19 protein-coding genes are annotated in these 18,738 nt (G+C 40.9%); 1 reads left to right on the top strand and 18 read right to left on the bottom strand.

The genetic code is table 11. From position 1 onward, the window contains the following. Positions 1-103: 103 nt before the first annotated feature. From AC4HAN_RS06165 to AC4HAN_RS06110, 12 genes are all read right to left on the bottom strand, one after another. Positions 104-1,234, bottom strand: a complete 1,131-nt coding sequence (locus AC4HAN_RS06165; protein WP_491091718.1) for an N-acetyldiaminopimelate deacetylase — start codon at positions 1,232-1,234, stop codon at positions 104-106. Between the two features lie 187 nt (positions 1,235-1,421). Continuing rightward, positions 1,422-2,120, bottom strand: a complete 699-nt coding sequence (gene dapD, locus AC4HAN_RS06160) for a 2,3,4,5-tetrahydropyridine-2,6-dicarboxylate N-acetyltransferase (RefSeq protein WP_491091717.1) — start codon at positions 2,118-2,120, stop codon at positions 1,422-1,424. A gap of 123 nt (positions 2,121-2,243) precedes the next feature. Beyond that, on the bottom strand, positions 2,244-3,188 hold the full coding sequence (locus AC4HAN_RS06155) for a hypothetical protein (protein ID WP_491091716.1): 945 nt from the start codon (positions 3,186-3,188) through the stop codon (positions 2,244-2,246). A 181-nt stretch (positions 3,189-3,369) separates the two neighbouring features. After that, positions 3,370-3,735 (bottom strand): PTS glucitol/sorbitol transporter subunit IIA, encoded by a 366-nt coding sequence (locus AC4HAN_RS06150; RefSeq protein WP_491091715.1) that lies wholly within the window; start codon positions 3,733-3,735, stop codon positions 3,370-3,372. 36 nt (positions 3,736-3,771) lie between these two features. Continuing rightward, positions 3,772-4,776: a PTS glucitol/sorbitol transporter subunit IIB gene (srlE, locus tag AC4HAN_RS06145; RefSeq protein ID WP_491091714.1), complete on the bottom strand. Its 1,005-nt coding sequence runs from the start codon at positions 4,774-4,776 to the stop codon at positions 3,772-3,774. A gap of 112 nt (positions 4,777-4,888) precedes the next feature. Continuing rightward, positions 4,889-5,431, bottom strand: coding sequence for a PTS glucitol/sorbitol transporter subunit IIC (gene srlA, locus AC4HAN_RS06140; RefSeq protein WP_491091713.1), 543 nt, complete (start codon positions 5,429-5,431; stop codon positions 4,889-4,891). Between the two features lie 238 nt (positions 5,432-5,669). Further along, positions 5,670-6,149 carry a transcriptional regulator GutM gene (locus AC4HAN_RS06135; RefSeq protein ID WP_491091712.1) on the bottom strand — a complete coding sequence of 160 codons (480 nt, stop codon included), beginning with the start codon at positions 6,147-6,149 and terminating at the stop codon, positions 5,670-5,672. Next, entirely contained in the window at positions 6,149-8,014 is a 1,866-nt protein-coding gene (locus tag AC4HAN_RS06130; protein ID WP_491091711.1) for a BglG family transcription antiterminator, read from the bottom strand. The genes AC4HAN_RS06135 and AC4HAN_RS06130 overlap by 1 nt, the downstream gene beginning before the upstream one ends. 21 nt (positions 8,015-8,035) lie before the next feature. After that, entirely contained in the window at positions 8,036-8,836 is an 801-nt protein-coding gene (locus tag AC4HAN_RS06125) for an SDR family oxidoreductase (RefSeq protein ID WP_491091710.1), read from the bottom strand. A gap of 201 nt (positions 8,837-9,037) precedes the next feature. After that, the gene (locus AC4HAN_RS06120; protein WP_491091709.1) at positions 9,038-9,559 is read right to left on the bottom strand and encodes a YjbQ family protein; all 522 of its coding nucleotides are present in this window, start codon (positions 9,557-9,559) and stop codon (positions 9,038-9,040) included. A gap of 11 nt (positions 9,560-9,570) precedes the next feature. Continuing rightward, positions 9,571-10,263: a triose-phosphate isomerase gene (locus AC4HAN_RS06115; protein WP_491091708.1), complete on the bottom strand. Its 693-nt coding sequence runs from the start codon at positions 10,261-10,263 to the stop codon at positions 9,571-9,573. Between the two features lie 9 nt (positions 10,264-10,272). Beyond that, positions 10,273-11,106 (bottom strand): class II fructose-bisphosphate aldolase, encoded by an 834-nt coding sequence (locus AC4HAN_RS06110; protein ID WP_491091707.1) that lies wholly within the window; start codon positions 11,104-11,106, stop codon positions 10,273-10,275. Positions 11,107-11,248: 142 nt separating this feature from the next. Between AC4HAN_RS06110 and AC4HAN_RS06105 the strand changes: the two genes are divergently transcribed. Continuing rightward, entirely contained in the window at positions 11,249-12,190 is a 942-nt protein-coding gene (locus tag AC4HAN_RS06105; RefSeq protein ID WP_491091706.1) for a sugar-binding transcriptional regulator, read from the top strand. Positions 12,191-12,476: 286 nt separating this feature from the next. Here AC4HAN_RS06105 and AC4HAN_RS06100 read toward each other — a convergent pair whose 3' ends face one another. The 6 genes from AC4HAN_RS06100 to AC4HAN_RS06075 all read right to left on the bottom strand — a co-directional run bounded on the left by AC4HAN_RS06100 (position 12,477) and on the right by AC4HAN_RS06075 (position 18,685). Further along, positions 12,477-14,861 (bottom strand): phosphoketolase family protein, encoded by a 2,385-nt coding sequence (locus AC4HAN_RS06100; RefSeq protein WP_491091705.1) that lies wholly within the window; start codon positions 14,859-14,861, stop codon positions 12,477-12,479. Positions 14,862-15,139: 278 nt separating this feature from the next. Further along, positions 15,140-16,165: a PTS glucitol/sorbitol transporter subunit IIB gene (gene srlE, locus AC4HAN_RS06095; protein ID WP_491091704.1), complete on the bottom strand. Its 1,026-nt coding sequence runs from the start codon at positions 16,163-16,165 to the stop codon at positions 15,140-15,142. A gap of 41 nt (positions 16,166-16,206) precedes the next feature. Then, on the bottom strand, positions 16,207-16,725 hold the full coding sequence (srlA, locus tag AC4HAN_RS06090; RefSeq protein ID WP_491091703.1) for a PTS glucitol/sorbitol transporter subunit IIC: 519 nt from the start codon (positions 16,723-16,725) through the stop codon (positions 16,207-16,209). A gap of 215 nt (positions 16,726-16,940) precedes the next feature. Beyond that, entirely contained in the window at positions 16,941-17,891 is a 951-nt protein-coding gene (locus AC4HAN_RS06085) for a sugar-binding transcriptional regulator (RefSeq protein WP_491091702.1), read from the bottom strand. A gap of 50 nt (positions 17,892-17,941) precedes the next feature. Then, positions 17,942-18,301: a PTS glucitol/sorbitol transporter subunit IIA gene (locus tag AC4HAN_RS06080; RefSeq protein ID WP_491091701.1), complete on the bottom strand. Its 360-nt coding sequence runs from the start codon at positions 18,299-18,301 to the stop codon at positions 17,942-17,944. Positions 18,302-18,313: 12 nt separating this feature from the next. Beyond that, on the bottom strand, positions 18,314-18,685 hold the full coding sequence (locus tag AC4HAN_RS06075; protein WP_491091700.1) for a transcriptional regulator GutM: 372 nt from the start codon (positions 18,683-18,685) through the stop codon (positions 18,314-18,316). Positions 18,686-18,738: the final 53 nt, after the last annotated feature.

The following is an 18,738-nucleotide window of genomic DNA, read 5'->3' as shown; positions in this document are numbered from 1 at the left end:
TATTTCCCCTTTTTCATAAATCTCCTAGAGCATCAGTGAAAACTGGTGCTCTTCCCTTTTCCTTTTATAAAAAATCCTTGCAGCTTGTACCTGCAAGGATTTTTTAATGTGCTTTGGTCTTTAAGAAACCACTGATTTTTTCAACAGCAAAAGGCAGTGCCTCTTCCTTTGGACTCATTTTGGGATGATGCAGGGCATAAGGCGTATCAACGCCCAGCCAGAACATGACCCCGGGAATTTTATTGAGCAAATAGCCGAAGTCTTCCCCCGTCATAGCCGGCGGGCAGTCAATCAAATGGACACCGTCTGCTTGCTCGAAATAAGCCATCAGCTGCTCAGCCAGCTCCGGATTATTCTCAACCGGCAGATAGCCGCCCTGTTTTAAGCTGACATCTACTTCTAAGCCAAAAGAAGCTGCGAGGCCTTCTGCCATTTCACGCACGCGCTTTTGAATCAGCAAACTCATATCCTGTGTCAGGGTACGGATAGTCCCGTGCAGGGTCGCTGTCTCAGCAATGACATTGTTGGTTGTACCGGCATGCATAGAACCAAAAGTGACAACACCGCCTTCAATAGGGTCAACATTGCGGCTGACAATGGTCTGTACCTGCGTCACAAAGTAAGAAGCCGCCACTAAAGCATCATTAGCCTCATGCGGAAAGGCCGCATGTCCGCCTTTGCCCTTGAAAGTGATAAAAACCTCGCATGTTCCGGCAAACAAAGTTCCCCTATTGGTCGCAATATCGCCGACCTTAAAGTCAGGACGAACATGCAAGCCGTAAAATTCATCAGGCTCCCAAGTACCAAAAGCATGGTCTTCATACATAAGCATACCGCCGGCCTCATTTTCTTCTGCTGGCTGGAAGAGAAAGAGAAGGTTATTTTTCGGCTGAACTTGCACCATTTCATCTAGTAAGCCAAGAGCAACTGTCATATGCATATCATGGCCGCAGGCATGCATACGCCCTTGATGGCGGCTGGCAAAGGCAAGTCCTGTCTCTTCTGTCACAGGCAGAGCGTCAATATCTGTACGCCAGCCAACGGTTTTCTCAGGTGCCGAGCCCTTTAAGAAGACCAAAATTCCAGTCCGCCAAGTGCGCTGTTCTGCAAAATCTTTTCCGGCAGTTATCTCACCAATCCGCTCAAGGAGATAGGCCTGCGTTTTTACTTCTTCCAAGCCAATTTCCGGAATCTGATGCAAATCACGGCGAATTTTAATAAGGTCAAGTATCATCTTTAGTCCTTTCAAGAAAAGCCTGTGGCAAACACAAGCTTTATTTTTATATAAAAAACCTCTTTGATCAATAAGCAGAAATACCAACACCAAATGAGCAGCAGTATCTTCATTTCATGAAAGATAAACGCTGCATAACTGTCCTTAGACCAATCACAATTGCTGGCAAATCAAGCAGCTAGAATCTTTAGAGGTTGCGAAGAGCGTCTTCAAGCGCTGTTTTTTGCTGCGTCTGTGCATCAATTTCTTTGATGACCCGTGCAGGAACACCGGCAACCACAACATTTTCAGGAACATCTTGAGTAACAATTGCGCCGGCTGCTACAACTGAACCGCTGCCTACTTGCACTCCCTCAATAATAACGGCATTGGCACCAACCAAAACATTGTCTCCGATGCGAACAGGATCTGCTGAAGCAGGCTCAATGACACCGGCAAGGACAGCTCCGGCACCGATATGGCTGTTTTTGCCAACAGTGGCACGTCCGCCGAGAATAGCGCCCATGTCAATCATCGTGCCTTCACCAATTTCAGCACCGATATTGATAACAGCTCCCATCATAACAACAGCATTATCCTCAATAGTAACCTGGTCACGAATGATTGCGCCCGGTTCAATACGGGCATTAATGCGGCGCTTATCAAGCAAAGGAACCGCTGAATTACGGCCGTCTTGCTCAACAACATAGTCCTTATTCTCAGTCAGTTTTGCCAGCAAAGGCTCAATATCTTTCCAGTCACCAAAAAGAACATTTCCCAATTTAACAACAGAATCGGGCACAGCTCCAGCCAGCTCTCCCTCAAACGTTACCTTTACGTTGGTCTTTTTCTCAGCATTTCCAATAAACGCAATAATTTCTTGCGCTGACATTTTTTGTGCAGTCATATATGATTTCTCCAATTCAAAAGTAGTTAGTTATTATTATAGCAAAATCTTTTGAAATTTCTAGAGACAAATAATAAAATGACCTATAGCGACTGCACAAGGTCATGATATATCCTATAATTTTTATTGATTGACCGCAGTAAAAATTAATTTGGCTGTGTCACCAGAAACATCATATTGAGTATTATCAAAGTTAGTCGTAACTATTTCACCTTCTTTAAGCTTTACAACAACATCTGTGTTGTCTGGGTTATAATTTTGTTCTTTAGAATTATCTGCATCTATATTATATATGGAAATGTCCCACCCTAAATTTTCAAATTCAGGATCCATCGTTACATTAGTATCCAATTTATAGGTTCCCGGTTTAATATCACGTCCAACTACGTAGTTGCCAATTCCTAATTCATTACTCATTTTAACAGTATTTGAAACGGCCGTAAATTTTACTTTTGAAATGTCAGTAAATTCTAAAGTGTCACCTTCAAAAAGAATAACTCTAATTGTTGATGGGTATTCAATGTTACTGCCATCAAGGGCAGAGCCTAACCAATTAATATATAGGCCAGAAAAAGTTGATGAACGTTCTCCTGTTATATTTCCACTGCCTCCTGTAATTTGCAAATCATAGATTCCAGGCACGACATCGCTATCTTCCCCAACTTTAATTTTATCAGTAACATAAAGTTCATCTGTAGATTTTGATCCATCAGCTAAGATATTTAAAGCTTCGAGATTTGTAAGTTTTGTCTTTTTAGAATTACTAGAACTACTCGCCTTGATAGTAGAGTCTTTATAAGGCTTGCTAGCATCATTTAAAACAGCACTATAAGTGGATTGAGTTACAAGAACTATAACAAAAGAGATGACTGCAGTTGCTACTGAAATCAATGTTAACATTTTTTTATTTTTTCGATTTACAATTAAAGCAACAATACTTAAAAAGAAAGCAACAAGTGCTAATACTCCTGAAGCATTATTAACGAAAGGCATCCAAGACGTAGCTAGTGCTATCCCCCCAAAAACCAAAGCTAAAATCGGTAAAACTTTTCTTTCTTCTTTTTTCATTCGTTTTCTCCTATTTTGAAAATCTTTACAGAACTATTATATATATATATATATAATGTCAATGCTGTAACAAAACTTTTACACACAAAATAAAAAACCTCCTAAAGAGGTCTTTTATAACGCTTGGTCTTGTCTTTTAGATTTCCAAAACTAAGTCAGATTGTTTTGAAGAAACTTGTCTTTAACTGAACAGCCGGATGACTGATCCTGATCCCAGAGTCACGGGTTCGCTTGCCTGAACATGGAGGGTTCCCGGGAGTGAACCTTCACTTGAGCCATCAAAAGAGATGGTAATATGGCCCAGGTTTTTTAAATTCTTTTCAACGACATCGCCAACTGCGGTAATCGGAAATTCCTGAGTATCGATCACCAGCCGGCCGCCTGCTGCTATCGATCCTGATAAGTCTTTATTGTCAATTTTGTAGCAGTATTCTGCCAAATCTTCAGGGGCTTCTTCGCCGAAAAGGATCAGCATATTGGCATCTTTAATCATACCGGCTGCTTCCGGACCAACTTTAAGAACCTTGGCTTCAAAAATTTTAGTCATTTTCTTTCACTTCCTTTTTAATCTTATTATACTCTTTTATTGATATAAACCAAAGCTTGCCAGCCATGCCACAATAACTCTTGGCACACCGTTTAAGAAACGTGAATAAAGCACAGATGGTACGCCAACTTCTACTGTTTCAGCATCGGCTTCTGATAACCCTAGGGCAACAGGGATGAAATCACAGCCATTCTGCGTATTGATGGCAAACAGAGCCGGAAGAGCCATTTGCGGCGGAATGCTTCCTTTGCCGATTTCAACACCGATAAGAGTTCCAATGATTTGCGAAATAACAGCACCGGGACCAAGCAGCGGTGATAAGAAAGGCAGTGAACAGATAAAACCAATAAGTATCAGTCCCCAGACATTGCCGGCCAGCGGAATCATCAGTTTAGCAATCCAATTGCCGATACCGGAGCCTTGAATAACACCGATTAACAGCGATACAAAGGCCATGAACGGTAAAATGGTGTTCAGCATGGTTTGAATGGCATCACGCGCTGCCTGATTGAAGACGGCAACCACTTTACCGGCTCCCATGCCAATACGGGCAACAAAACTGCTTTCAGCGCGCTGTTCCGTAATTTTCTTGCTGGTGTCATAACTTTCCGTCTGAACTTTGGGTTCTGCCGGCTGAGACTGTACCTGAGCAGCGGCTTCATCGCTAGCTTGGGCAGCAGTGATTTGTTCAGGACCTACGGCCGATACATAAATATCTTCTGTAATGTATTGTGCCAGAGGTCCGCTTTTCCCGGTCGCTACAATATTAATGGTCGGTATACCTTTTTTAGGATAAATGCCGCAGCGAAGGGTGCCGCCGCAATCCACAATAGCAAGGGCTATTTCTTCATCCGGAATAGAAGTTTTAAAGCCGTTAACAGCTTCCATTCCTGTCAATTCAACGATTTTATCAACGATCTCCGGCTTTTCGCCGCCGCCTGTGATGTAAATAAACTTGTGCTTTTCTTCTGTCGGTGTGATGGTCAGCGGTCCGCCAAAGCCGCCACTTCCTTTTACAACTTTAATGCTTCTGTATGTCATAAGGCTTCTCTCTTTCAATTCATTACATTTGACCGGCTTCTGCGAAATTTCTTAACATCGCCGCGCAGTTTCAATTACATTTGTCTAAATCCAAAGTTTTCTGTCCCAAGCATCAATCAAGCGTCTTGCTTAGAGTCACTCCCTGCTGCCTGCAGACCCATGCGGTGGTAAGGTCGGTTACCCAGCCGCCGATAAAGTTCATAATCAAACCAACCAGCAAATAACGGATAGCCAGATCCATTTGACTGAGACCCAATGTCTTTATCCCTGAGGCGATTCCCATCCAGACAAACAATTCACCCGGGTTAATGTGAGGAAATACCCCGTTTGAGGTATGGCAGAACTGCATTTGTGAGGCTATGTAGCTTGGTTTATAATATTCCGGCATGAAGCGTCCCATACTGATTGCCATTGGATTTCCCAGCATAAAAGCTGAAATAAAAGGCAAAATCATGTAACGGCTGACCGGATTTTTAGCAGAAATCTGAGCCAATTTGTTGACGCGTTCTTCACCCATTAAGGCAATGAGAGCATTCATGGCTACCAAAAGCATCAAGACTACAGGAACAATTCCCGTCATCCAGCTGATAAAATTATCACCGCCGGCTTGGAAGAGCTTCATGAAACCCTCAGCAAATTTTGTAATATACTTCATAACAAACTCCTTTTATTAAGGTACTAAGCCGTTAAGCGACTCAAAGGAAAATAGGAAAGTTGACGAAGATGCTGTGTGCATCTAGGAAACTTTTTCTTTTTCCACAGAGTCGTAGGCGTGTTCAGTTACATAAGATACTAAGGCGTAAAGAAATCCGTATAAAAATAGGAAACGGACGCCGTGTCGCTAAGACACAAGGACGCTTATCTTTTTTACTAGGATTTTAGCCCGTGTTCATTTATGATTTTTTAAATTGCAATTTGAGACGAGCCAAGAGCAGCTTGGCTTGGAGACCGACATCAACCAGAGGAGCAGCCTTAGGTACATCTTTGTAAACGCCGGCCTCTGTTCTTAGAAAGACTTCTCTGGCATCTTCAATCGCGATCTGCAGCAGCTTATTTTCCTGACGCACCAAGGGATTATAGCTGTCAAAATAATGGATGTCCTCTCCGATATAAGCCGGCATTTCTTTAAAACGGGCAGCTACGGTCACGCCCTGCATCTTTCGTGCATCTAAGACGCGGCCTTTTTTATCAAGAGCAAACATAACAATCGTTCCTGATTTCACCTTACCGGCTCTGCGGCCTATAGCTACACGGCCCTGACGCCGCAAGGCGGCATAAACCTGGTTGAAATGCTTAATCTGTCTCAAGCCAAACATGATCTGCAAGGCATAGGCAGCAAGCACTACACTTCCGAACACAATCATAGCATTCATTAGAAAATTCCTTTCTGTCTGGTTAAAGCAATAAAATCTGCTTCAGTCCTTACTTTTCTCAAGTCATCTTTTAGATCATCATCACCGGCAATTCTGAAAATATCATCATAGAGTTCCAGCAGTTCGCTTTCCATTTGAGGCTCGACTGCTTGAGGAATAGCTACCAGAAAGATGAATTCCACCGTCTCTTTGCCGACAGTGAAGCTATCTTCCAAAAGCCCCAGCATCAAAATGGTTTTCCCTTGTGTCTGATTGACCGTGTGGGGAAAGGCAATGCCGTTGCCAAAGACGGTTGACTGCTTTTCTTCCCGCTCTAAAATCCGCCGGCCAAAATCACTGTCCACTAATTGTCTGTCTTCTAAAAGGCCTGCCATCTGCTTCAAATAGTCTTGATAGCTTGCAGCTTTTGACAGTCTGACAAACTGTAGGTTAATTGTTTTCAGATTTTTTTGATGATAGTGTTTGACCCGCTGCCACTCTTCGCGCAGCCACTGGTCATCGAATAAATTGGTAATGTGGATGACAGGCGATTTCAGATGGCTGAATTTCAGCGGAACTGTCGTAAAAACAGCAAAATAATCATCATCTGCTCTGGGATTAAACCCCTCTTCCGAATATTGAACAATTTCGATGTCGCGTCCAAGCACCCGCATCAGCTGCCGATAAATCATGTTTGCTGTCCCCCTGCCTGTCGTGCAGACAACAGCAATTCTTCGCTTCCTGCCATCAGAAACCGGCTCATTTTCGTGCAAAATCATCTCAAAATAAAGGGCCAGATAGCTCATCTCTGACTGTTCCAGCTCATGGCCGAATTGCCTTTGCAGTTCTTCGCCGGCGACCTTAGCCATTTCAAAAGCTAAAGGATACTTCTGCCGGATTTCCCCGTGGAAAATATCATTGATCTGGACCCGGAAAATCAGCCGATTAATCAGAAACTTTAAATGCGTATGAATTTCAACAAACAAGCGGTCTTCATCAAAGGTCAAAAGCAGCGCTTCTTTGATACGCCTGACCAGACGCTGGTAGAGCACCTGTAAATCTGTGAGCTGTGTCTGTGTGTAGGTTAAGCCGTCAATAAACTGTGTGTTCAGCGGAAATACCAGAAAATCTTGTTCATACTGGCTCAGTGAAATCTGGTAAGCCATTTCAATATGATAAATCAGTGTTTCTACAAAAGACGACTGTTTAACATCGTTTGTATAATACTTGATAAAATCTTCCAGCGGCTTTCCCCGCTTGATACGCGCTACCGTGATGGAGATCACCTTAGTCAACAGCTCCTGCGTTTTTCTGGGGATTTTAAAGTCGGTATATAAGTTTTCCAAAAAATCTAGCGTCTCATCTGTCAGCGTATCTGAATCAAAATAAGAATAAACATGATGGATATAAAAGAGCCGCAGGTTTAACTCCTCACCGGCAATCTCCAAACCGTGGTTGGGCTTGCCTGCAATATGAATGTGATAGCTGCCGGCTAAATTTTTGACCTGTTTCAAATCCTTATTGATTGTCGTACGGCTGACACCGATTGATTCTGCCAAATCATCAATAAGAAGGGGCGAGGTGCTTCTTATCAGCTGTTTTATCAGGTAAGAGCAGCGCTTGCTGGCAGAATTAAAGTCGCTTTCTTTTCTGAGACTTCCTGCCATAATATCCTCAAGCCTGGCATAATCATACACTTCAAGAAAGAGCCGGTTGCCTTTCTGTCTAATTTGAATGTCAGCATCCAGCAGATCATTGAGCTGCTCAATACTCTTTTGCAAGGTGTGCATGCTGACGTTAAGATCCGCCCGCAGATCTTCTAAAGTGACGCTGTGCTGTGCTATTAAGGTATCTAAGATACGATACCAACGATTAACTAATGCCACCTTTCACCATCCTATAATTTTTTATCCGCGTGTCTTACCTCCGGCCACATTGATGGTCACGCCAGTAATATAGCTGGAGCGCTTAGAAAGAAGATAAGCCACAAGATCTGCAACTTCACTCAGCTTACCGCTGCGTCCCAATGGGGTTGTACTTGTCGACGCATAGCCTGCACGAATATCTTCAACCGTTTTACCTCTAGTATACCCGAGTGCTTCTTCATAAGCAAGCGTTCTCAAACCGGTTGCTTCCATAATGCCCGGCGCTACTCCAACGACACGGACATTGTGCTTGCCCAGTTCTTTGGCCCATGAGCGGGTATAGCTGTAAACAGCTGCTTTGGTTGCTGCATAAGCACTCTGACCTTCAGAACCTTCAAGTCCTGCTTCTGATGCCATATTGATAATAACGCCCTCTTTCTTATCAACAAGCACTCGGCCAACTGCCTGACTGACCAGATAAAGACCTTTTTGATTGATCGTCGTGATCTTATCAAAAACAGCATCATCCAGTTCGTACTTGCCATGAGGGTCTTTAGGGTCAATTAACAGCCGCGGAATATTGATGCCTGCATTGTTGACGACTGCATCAATGGTTCCAAATTTCTCAATCGTTGCTGCTACGGCAGCTTCTACCTGTTCACGGGAAGTGACATCCACCTTTTGAAACAAAAGGTTGTCATGTTTAAGGTCGTTGTCTGCAATATCAAAATTTGCAACATTGACGTCTAAGGCAAGCAGTTCTTCGACAACTGCCCGGCCAATCCCGGATGAGGCTCCTGTGACAACAACGGTTTTACCTGTGATATTTAGCCAATCTGTCATTTTTGTGACTCCTTTACTGTCTTAATTATTTTTTGTACCTTCATTATAAAACGCTTACAAAGAATAATTAAGACAGTCTTTTTCTATGACTGGCAAAATTTAGTGTACTAATTAAAAAATCGATAATCTTTAAAAAAGGTTATCGATTAAGATTTACATGCTATAAAATCTAAAATAACAGCTGACAGATATTTCACCTACTCATTCTCCAAACACTGTCACCTGGCACTTACGAGTACGTCCGCGAGTTTTGTCGTAGTCTACAAAGTAGAAGTAACCTGTGCTACCAACTCCTAAATCACCATTGGTGACATCGACTAACTGGCTGGAACCAATTAGGGTTGCTTTCAAGTGACCATCTCCATTCCAGAGAGCTCTCCGATCACCACCTGGTAGGTATTCCGCCGCATTTGGCCAAGATTCTACAGCCTGGTAATGAGCTTCTCCAGGGTAAATATAGGTGTCTGTACTGGTATGGTCTGGTACAATTTTTTCCAATACATGATTGAGATCGGCCTGCAAGGACTCATCCCCATCCTCTGTATAGTCATGGGCAAACTCTTCGAAGAAGACTGCACAGGTTGTATGAGGCGAAATCATGGCCAACAAACCATTTTGAATCCCACTTTCTTTGACGATTTCCCTAAGTTTTGGCGTAATATCAACATAGGTTGCTTTCCCAGCTTCGGTTTCAACGGTAAAAGTTGTCTTATGTAATTTCATTTGACTTCTCCTTATGCTTTACTAGCTTTGACAGCCGCTTCCACCATGTCGCGTAGCATTTGTTTAGGATTCGGTGCCCCAGTTATACCACTGGTACAACCCGTTCCGTCTGCGCCAAGTTCAATGACATTGTATACATCTTGGGCGCTGGAGATACCTGCTGCCTGCATGACAAGGGTATTTGGTGATACCGTCTTGATGGCTTCGTTGGTGCTAGTGACATAGGAAGCATCACTGGTATTGCCCGTACCAATCAATTCAGTTGGCTCACAAAGGATAATATCTGGTTCAAGAGTGGCAATCGCACGCGCCTCCTTGAGGGAATCCGCACACACTACTGTCACTATATCCAACTCATTAGCCCGTTCAACTGCCTTAACCAATTCACTAAAAGTCAATGAACGTTCCGCATGATTTAGGAAGGTGGCCTGTGCTCCTGCTGCCTTAACAGCTTCTGGAAGGACATGCCCCATCCCACGCCCTGTCTTGATCCCATCGATATGCTGGGCTGATACGATAGCCTTATTTGTTACTGCTGCAACACGGCTAATATCCGCAAATGGACAGGTTACAAAAACAGAGACTTCCGGATACTGAACAGCCATTTCTTCTGCTACTTTCGCCATTTCAACGATATCATCACCAAAAAGATATGATTTTGGGTTGAACATGAAAAATGGGGCTTTTACTGCTACTTTACTCATGTGATTCTCCTAGATTTTTTGTGTTCCAAAAACATCATAATAATGCTCTAAGACGGCTCCCATCGCATTTTCTGCTGCCTTACGCGAAACGATATAATCATCTGTATCGATTTCTTTGACCGCCTTTTGAGCTGCTACGATAAAGTCCGTATAGATATTGATTTTGGTGATGCCTTCACGGGCACAGCGGCCAAGATTCTCATCACCAGAAGAAGAACCGCCATGCAAGACCAGGGGAACACTAGTCAATTCCGCAATTTCATGCAAACGATCAAAATTGATTTTTGGAGTTCCCTTATAAACGCCATGGGCTGTACCGATGGACACCGCCAAAGAATCCACATCGGTCGCTGCCATAAAGGCTTGCACATCACCGACTTCTGTATACACTGAGTTCGTTAATTCTGCTGCCTCTGATGTATCATTGGCTCCCACATGCCCCAATTCTGCCTCAACTACAATGCCTCTTTCGTGGGCATATTCCACCACTTTTTGTGTGATAGCAATATTGTCTTCAAAGGATTCTTGTGAAGCATCGATCATGACAGAGGTAAAACCTAGGTTAATCGCACGTTTGATGAAATCAAAATCCGCACCGTGGTCAAGGTGCAAGACGATTGGCACTGACACAGAATCCGCATAATAGTTCCCAATTGCTGCTGCCTCTTCTAGCGAAAGGATAGAAGAATGAGACTGCGCATAGGCCAAGAGCAGAGGCAATCCTCGGCGTTCTGCTACTGTCACATAAGCACGGGCTGAATCCGAATCAATAAAATTCGCATGAGGGATAGCGAAATTCTCGCTTTTTGCGACCTCGTAAAGATATTTTGAACCGACTTTCATAGGTTCTCCTTTCTGTTTTAAAACGATATTTCTATCTTGATTATAGCACTTGTTTTTTCATATGAAAATTATTTTTTAAATTGATTTTACATTTGTAAAAATAAACGATATAATAAAAGAAAAACAAAGGATTTTTTGACAGATGACAGACCGTAATCAACTGATGTACCAAGTTTCTCGACTTTTTTATGAGGAGGAAAAAACACAGACCGAAATTGCTCATCACCTTCAATTGAGTCGTCCTACTGTGGCAACCTTGCTCAAAGAAGCAAAACAAAAAGGAATTGTGCGTATCACCGTTTCTCCACAGCACTCCTCTACCCTTGAAATGGAACATCAGCTTCGCGAAAAATATAATCTGCAAACAGTTCGGATTACCCCTAGTGGAAATTCAGACAATCAAGCCAAAATCCACATTGGACAGGCACTTGCTGATTTTATCGAACATCGTGCCTATGACCTTTCTTCTATTGGGATCGGCTGGGGCTCCACTATCTATGAATTCATCCAAGCTGCTCATCCCATGCCCTACCAACACCTCTCGATTGTTCCGCTCATGGGAGGGGCCAGTGTCGAATCACTCCATCTCCACTCCAACCACCTCTGCTTTCAATTAGCAGAAAAATACCAAGCCTCTGTCAGCTATTATTATGCTCCAGCTATTGCTGATACAGCCCTGCAAAAGGAAGAACTCATGCATTCCTCCTTTATTAAAAAATCTCATAAAAAAGCCCTAGCAGTAGATTTAGCACTCGTCAGCATTGGGAATCCTGCCCAGTCTTCTACCTATAAGCAACTAGGAATTGTTTCACCAGAAGATGAAGCTGACATCCATCAAAAAGAAATAATCGGGGATGCACTCGCTACTTTCTATGATCAAAACGGAAAAAGTATTGACACTAATTTAAGCAAGCGAATGGTCGGTATCACTCTCGAAGAATTAGAAATGATGAACGAAGTAGCTATTTTAGCTTCAGGTACTCCAAAGGCTCCTAGCCTCTTTGCCCTCCTACAAAAAGGCTGTGTTGACCATATTATTATTGATCAAATTGTGGCAGATTACTTGCTGGCAAAAGACTACTAAAAGAGAATGGACAGAAATCGATTTTGTAGTCTTCTGCGTCCACACAGCTGATTATGGAAGGCTCTAATGCTCGTGCAACAAGGATTGAAAACCTTCAAGCCACAGTGGCTCATCACTGGTTCTAAAGCACTTGATGAATCGTTCAGTGAAAACTCTAAGTTGAGTAAAATCAACAGAGTTTTCATCAGCCACTTCGTCTTACAAGTAAAATTTCAAAAATGTAAGAAGCTAGGAACTCTTCTCTCATCCACTTTATTTATAGTGGATGACACTATGTTAATGCACTTTATTGATTAATATTTTCCCATTTCCAGTTTTGGACTTCAGGAATGTCATCACCGTGCTTACGGATATATTCTTTGTGGTAAGCCACTGTGTCAGACATTTTCGCTGAGAAGTCAGCCGCCTTGTCACCTAATACAGCATTCGCTGCATCTTGTGCTAAGTGGAAGCGGTCAAGTTCAGACATAACACGCATATCAAATGGCGTCGTAATATCTCCGTTTTCACGGTAACCATGCACGCGAAGACTGTGATTCTTACGAGCAAAGAAGATATCGCGAATCATTCCTTCATAAGCGTGGAAGGCAAAGATAACCGGTTTATTTGTTGTAAAAACCCTATCAAATTCTTTATCAGAAAGTCCACGTGGATCTACATTTGGATGACGTAATTTCAAGATATCTACGACATTAACAAAGCGAATCTTAAGGTTTGGGAAGGACTTATGCAAGATAGTAATCGCCGCAAGAGCCTCCAAGTTAGGCTCTGTTCCTGCTGCCGCAAAGACAACATCTGGTTCTTCATCTGCTGAGACGGTGGAAGCCCAATCAATCATTTTGTAGCCCTTTTCAACCAATTCAGCCGCTTCTTTCTTAGAATAAAATTGAGGACGTGGGTGTTTAGAAGTGACAATCAAGTTAATGACATCTTCATCTTTGAAGGCCTTGTCCGCAACAGCAAGGAGTGAGTTGGTATCAGCAGGTAAATACTCACGGATGAATTTAGGTGTCTTTTCTGACAAGTGAGTCAGAATACCTGGATCTTGGTGAGTATAACCATTGTGGTCTTGTTGGAAAGCAGTTGAAGTCGCAATCAAGTTAAGAGCAGGATAATTTTTACGCCATGTTGTATGAGTTTTTGATTTACGCAGCCATTTAAAGTGTTGTGTCACCATCGTATCAACTACACGTAAGAAAGATTCGTATGAAGCGAAGAATCCATGACGGCCTGTTAAGACATACCCTTCAAGAAAACCTTCTGCTTGATGCTCTGACAATTGTGAATCAATAACACGTCCAGCAGGTGACAACCATTCATCATAAGAAGTATTGCGACGTCCCAACCATTGACGGTTAGTTTTTTTGAAGACTTCTTGGAGACGGTTTGATTTCGTTTCATCTGGACCGAATATCCGGAAGTTATCCGGGTTAGCTTCCACAAGATCTGCAACATATTTACCAAACTCAATCATGTCTTGTCCCATGATAGCACCAGGTGTTTTAATATCAAAAGCGTATTGCTTCCAATCAGCTGTGTCCAAAGGTTTGATAATACCTGCGTTTGTGATCGGGTTCATAGACATACGACGGACACCTTTTGGTGAAATTTCCGCAATTTCTGGAAAGAGACGACCTTCTGCATCAAAGAGTTCTTCTGGGTGATAGCCTTTGAGCCAATCAAGAAGGGCATCAACATGCTCCATATGATATGCATCTACTGGAATTGGCACTTGGTGAGCACGCCATCCACCGGCGATAGGAGTACCTTCCCAACTTTCTGGACCTGTCCATCCTTTAGGAATACGAGCGACCAATATAGGCCAAGTTGGCATGGTTGCTTCTTCGGCAGAACCTTTACGAGCCCCTACTTGAATCGTCTTGATTTCCTCAATGGCTTGATCCAATTTTTCAGAAAAAAGTTTATGAGAAGCCTCAAAGTCTTTACTTATAGCTGTGACATCCGCAAAGATCGGTTTCCAGCCAAGCCCCTTGAAGAAGAATTCTAATTCTTCATCTGTTTTACATTCTAAAATAGTTGGATTATGGATTTTACCACCGTTGAGATAGAGAATAGGGAGTACAGCACCATCGTTTACAGGATTGATAAAGGTATTGGCAAACCAACCAGCCATAAGAGGTCCAGTTTCAGCTTCTCCATCACCAATTACTGTTGCGGCAATCACATCAGGATTGTCCAAGACAGCTCCAGTCGCATGAGAAAGAGCATAACCTAATTCTCCGCCTTCATGAATTGAACCTGGAGTTTCAGGAGCTGCATGAGAAGCGATACCACCGGGGAAGGAGAAAATTTTGCATAATTGTTTGAATCCTTCTTCGTTTTGAGGAATATTTGGATTTAATTCTGTGTAAGAACCATCAAGGTAGGAGTTGGATACCATGACTTGCCCACCGTGCCCGGGACCTTCAATGTAGAACATATCCACATCATATTTATTAATGGCTCGATTCAAGTGAGCGTAAATGAAATTTTGTCCTGGCACAGTTCCCCAGTGACCGATTGGATGAGCTTTCAAGTCGTTTTCGACTACTTCACGTTTTAAGAGCGGATTATCTTTCAGATACATTTGAGCTGCAGAGATGTAGTTGGCTGCACGCCACCAGGCATCTACTTTTTTCAAATACTCTTGTGAATCATAGTTTCCTGTCATAGTGTAGACTCCTCGTATTATATATTTATAGGGAATTTAAAACCTCAAATTTTTATAAAAGTTTTATAATTCTTAATTACTATAATTTTAGTTACTTCCTATTAGAACATTACTAAAGATAGCTGCTAATTAACAATTACTCCTGCTTCCACTATGGTAACAGAAGAAAATATTGTCTTTAAAAATTAGATATACCTAGTTATCTATTGTAAAGAATAACTATAGGTATCGTTCTCTACCCTAAAAAATCCTCCAAAGAGGACTTTTTATTTAATAGCTTAGTACATACCAATACTAAATACCCAGCCAATAATAACTGCTAGTGCTCCTGTAATGACACGACTGTACAGTATAGCTGGTACACCAATTTGTACAGTTTCAGGCTTGGCTTCACCAAGCGACAGTCCAACTGGGATAAAATCACAACCAGCTTGCGCATTAATGGCAAAAAGTGCTGGCAAAGCATAGGTTACTGGAATAGTGCCCTTGGCAATCTGTGTTCCTATCAAAACACCGATAACTTGAGCAATAACTGCTCCAGGACCGATAACAGGTGATATAAAAGGGATACTGCAAATAAAAGCAATAACCACAAAACCAATAACAGATCCCGATAATGGCTCAAGTAAATGAGCAATAATATTGCCAACACCAGTATAATTAATAATCCCGATAATCATACTCATAAACGCCATGAAAGGAATAATATTCTTTATTAGCATATCGACAGTATCACGGCCTGCTTGATAAAAAATTCCCATGACATTTCCAATACCGCGAGAGAATTTCACCAGTAAAGTATCTTTAGCATCTTGATTAGCCTCATGTTCAGCTTTTACTTGGGCATACTTTTCATTAAAAGCTTCATCACTTATTACATCCTGATTTAATTCTTCATCATTAACGTCTGTTGCATCAGTTGCCGAAGAGTCTGCTAAAGAGATACATTCTGGTTTAACACCTGAAACAAAGTTTTTTTCATTAATATTCTTAGAGAGCGGTCCTGAAGGTGACGACGGCAAAACATCAAGTGTTAAAATGCCTTTCATTGGATAAACTCCAATACGAGCTGTTCCGCCGCAATCAATAACTGCTGCAGCTATTTCATTATCTGGAACAGCATTTTTAAAACCATCAACAGCCTCTGCACCTGTTAATTCTGCTACTTTTTGAGCTACAGGATGGATGCCTCCACCAGTAACAGAAACAATCTTATTTTTCTGAGCCGTCGGTTGAATAAGTAATCCTTGACCCCAACCATTATCGCCTTTGCTTACAAAGACAGCCTTGTATTCTTTTGTCATATGTCATCCTCTTTCTTATCAATCTTGTTCCCCTATAATTCTTAGCTAGCACGCTGCACCAAGAATCTCGTAATTTTTTCTGTAACAAGGCCACGAATAAAAATAACAACAATACCAGCCAGAAAATAGCGAACGGCAAGAGCTCCTTGAGAGTGTCCTGCTTCAATAACACCCTTGGCAATTCCTAAAAATACAAACAGCTCTCCTGCATTTGCGTATGGGAATAAACCAGTAACAGGATGAAGCATACTTACCGTTGCATCATAAAAGGCCGGTTTTTCTTCTTCTTTTAAAAATCGTCCAAAGGTATAGGCCATTGGATTGGTTAGTATGAGACATGCCAACAATGGCATTATAGTATAACGTAAAATAGTAAATTTAGCACAGGAACGAACAAACTTATTAACGCGTTCTTGACCAATTAAAGCAATTAAAGCATTAGTAAAGGTTAAAAGGGCAACCAAAAGAGGAATAATCCCTGTCATATAACTAACAAATTGTTTACCTCCTGCTTGGAACATACCAATAAAATGTTCACCAAACCATTCAATATAATCCATGTAAATTCCTCTCTTTAATTTTCTTTTGTTACAAAAATAGTAAGCGCTTGCATTTTTTCTTTAAAGATAGGGAGTGGGACACAATCATGATTTCATCGAAATTGATTTTGTCTCCACTCACTACCGTTGGTTTTTTCACAGTCTATTTTAGACATTAAATTAAATTTTTCGTTTTGACTCATATCATTTAAAAGAAATCTATCTATATTTAGATACTAATCATTTAAAATTTTCTGAGCAGTTGTATCTGTGGTAACAAGAATATCAATTAATTGATTTTCCAAAGAAACCTTAATAACTTCTACTTTATCATGTCCGTAAGCAACAGCTACTACTGTAGGAATTTTTTTAATTTGATTCAAATCAAGACCCATGACTCTTTGATTAATGTCATAACTAATCTCTTCACCATGCCTATCAAAAAAATGAGAATTAATGTCTCCAATGACTCCTAATTTCTTTAATTCCTTAATATCATTGACATTGATATAACCTGTTTTAGACATTGTATTCTGATAGTTTATTCCAGCAATACCAACTAAAGCAACATCAACATTTTTAGCTTCTTCTAAAACACTGGAAATCGTTAAATCCTGTTCCAGCTCTTTTTTCAAGGCTGAAGTTGACACCATGGCCGGTACATAAAGATAGTGTGCTTTTGCCCTTATTTTTTGTGCCAACTCATGAACTAACTGATTGGAATGTAGGTAAAAATATTCATTCCCCATACCACCTACCAAAGGATAAATACAGATATCTGGATAGCTCAAATAAGGAAAATAATCAACAACACTTTTTAAAGATGCTCCCCAAGAGATACCAATTTTATTGACAGTATCAGCTTTCTTGATATAAGATTCAAGATAGTTTGCTGCAGTTCGTCCAACCCTCCGTTTAATTTCAGAATCAGCTAAACTTTCTGTATCTACAACAATAACATCTTTTAAACCAAATTTTAATTCTAGCGCTCGTTCAAGTTTTACTGTGTAAACTGACTGACTATTGATAAAAACTTCAACAATTTTGGCATCCTTAGCATCAATTAGTATTTTTGAAATAAGCGAACGAGAAACTCCTAATTTTCTAGCAATTTCCGCCTGAGTCATTCCTTCATCATAATACATAATCGCAACTTTGACATAGTCTTTTTCTGAATACTGATCCATGATTACACCTGATTTCTAATAATATATGTCATATTATAACATATCAGATTTTAATCATTGATAATCTTTAATGTATCTCCAATCTGCAATTTTGGAAAAATAAGCGGCTCTGCTATAATAGCTCCAGGTAAAATATCATTCTCGCCTTCTCTAAAATAAACAGAAACATGTCCCAGCTCTTGAAAATTTTTGTTAGCCGCATCACCGACTCTAGTAACAGTATATTCTTGATCACCAAGTTGAAGCCTAGTTCCAATTTTGAATGCATTATCCTCTTTTCCTTGATAATCATGCACTACACAGATTGCTCTTAATTCCGGCGGAGCCATTTCACCAAAAAGGACAACAAGCATTTCCTCTTCAAAAGCGGGTACCATTTCACCTATCTCAACAACTTTAAATACTTCCATCAGATACTCCAATTAATTATTTTTTGCTACCAAGGATTCGATAGCTTTCTGCATAGCTTTATGATTTTCGCTTTTAACAACATCAACTAAATGATTATTTAATTTTTTGCCTATAATTTTATCAAACGGGGTAAACCTGGAAAAAATAGTTAAACCTTTTAAATAATAAGCCTCAACAATCCTTTTTTCATTGTTAACAACTAAGATAACAATCGTTGAAGCAATAACTGATTTTACAACCTCAGAAATCAAACGATAACTATTTTTTCCTTGGTAATTAGATATCAGATTTTTAACAAAACGCTGATAATACTGAATTTGATATAAGCTCAGTACAAGCTGAAATAAAATAATAACTGTTAAAGCAATTGCTAAATTAGCCATTGTTCTTCCTTGGTTTATTAGTTTAAGTTAGAAGAAACCAATTAACAATTTCT

It is taken from the genome of Streptococcus sp. ELY_86 (assembly GCF_058314495.1).
This window is presented reverse-complemented; position numbering and strand designations above follow the sequence as displayed.

Bases quoted from the DNA above. Each gene is read 5' to 3' on its own strand.
- dapD (WP_491091717.1), bottom strand. From the start codon at position 2,120: ATGACTGCACAAAAAATGTCAGCGCAAGAAATTATTGCGTTTATTGGA.
- AC4HAN_RS06080 (WP_491091701.1), bottom strand. From the start codon at position 18,301: ATGGAAGTATTTAAAGTTGTTGAGATAGGTGAAATGGTACCCGCTTTT.
- AC4HAN_RS06100 (WP_491091705.1), bottom strand. From the start codon at position 14,861: ATGACAGGAAACTATGATTCACAAGAGTATTTGAAAAAAGTAGATGCC.
- srlE (WP_491091704.1), bottom strand. From the start codon at position 16,165: ATGACAAAAGAATACAAGGCTGTCTTTGTAAGCAAAGGCGATAATGGT.
- AC4HAN_RS06075 (WP_491091700.1), bottom strand. From the start codon at position 18,685: ATGGCTAATTTAGCAATTGCTTTAACAGTTATTATTTTATTTCAGCTT.
- srlA (WP_491091703.1), bottom strand. From the start codon at position 16,725: ATGGATTATATTGAATGGTTTGGTGAACATTTTATTGGTATGTTCCAA.
- AC4HAN_RS06085 (WP_491091702.1), bottom strand. From the start codon at position 17,891: ATGGATCAGTATTCAGAAAAAGACTATGTCAAAGTTGCGATTATGTAT.
- AC4HAN_RS06110 (WP_491091707.1), bottom strand. From the start codon at position 11,106: ATGAAAGTCGGTTCAAAATATCTTTACGAGGTCGCAAAAAGCGAGAAT.
- AC4HAN_RS06115 (WP_491091708.1), bottom strand. From the start codon at position 10,263: ATGAGTAAAGTAGCAGTAAAAGCCCCATTTTTCATGTTCAACCCAAAA.
- srlE (WP_491091714.1), bottom strand. From the start codon at position 4,776: ATGACATACAGAAGCATTAAAGTTGTAAAAGGAAGTGGCGGCTTTGGC.
- AC4HAN_RS06165 (WP_491091718.1), bottom strand. From the start codon at position 1,234: ATGATACTTGACCTTATTAAAATTCGCCGTGATTTGCATCAGATTCCG.
- AC4HAN_RS06155 (WP_491091716.1), bottom strand. From the start codon at position 3,188: ATGAAAAAAGAAGAAAGAAAAGTTTTACCGATTTTAGCTTTGGTTTTT.
- AC4HAN_RS06120 (WP_491091709.1), bottom strand. From the start codon at position 9,559: ATGAAATTACATAAGACAACTTTTACCGTTGAAACCGAAGCTGGGAAA.
- AC4HAN_RS06150 (WP_491091715.1), bottom strand. From the start codon at position 3,735: ATGACTAAAATTTTTGAAGCCAAGGTTCTTAAAGTTGGTCCGGAAGCA.
- AC4HAN_RS06105 (WP_491091706.1), top strand. From the start codon at position 11,249: ATGACAGACCGTAATCAACTGATGTACCAAGTTTCTCGACTTTTTTAT.
- srlA (WP_491091713.1), bottom strand. From the start codon at position 5,431: ATGAAGTATATTACAAAATTTGCTGAGGGTTTCATGAAGCTCTTCCAA.
- AC4HAN_RS06135 (WP_491091712.1), bottom strand. From the start codon at position 6,149: ATGAATGCTATGATTGTGTTCGGAAGTGTAGTGCTTGCTGCCTATGCC.
- AC4HAN_RS06125 (WP_491091710.1), bottom strand. From the start codon at position 8,836: ATGACAGATTGGCTAAATATCACAGGTAAAACCGTTGTTGTCACAGGA.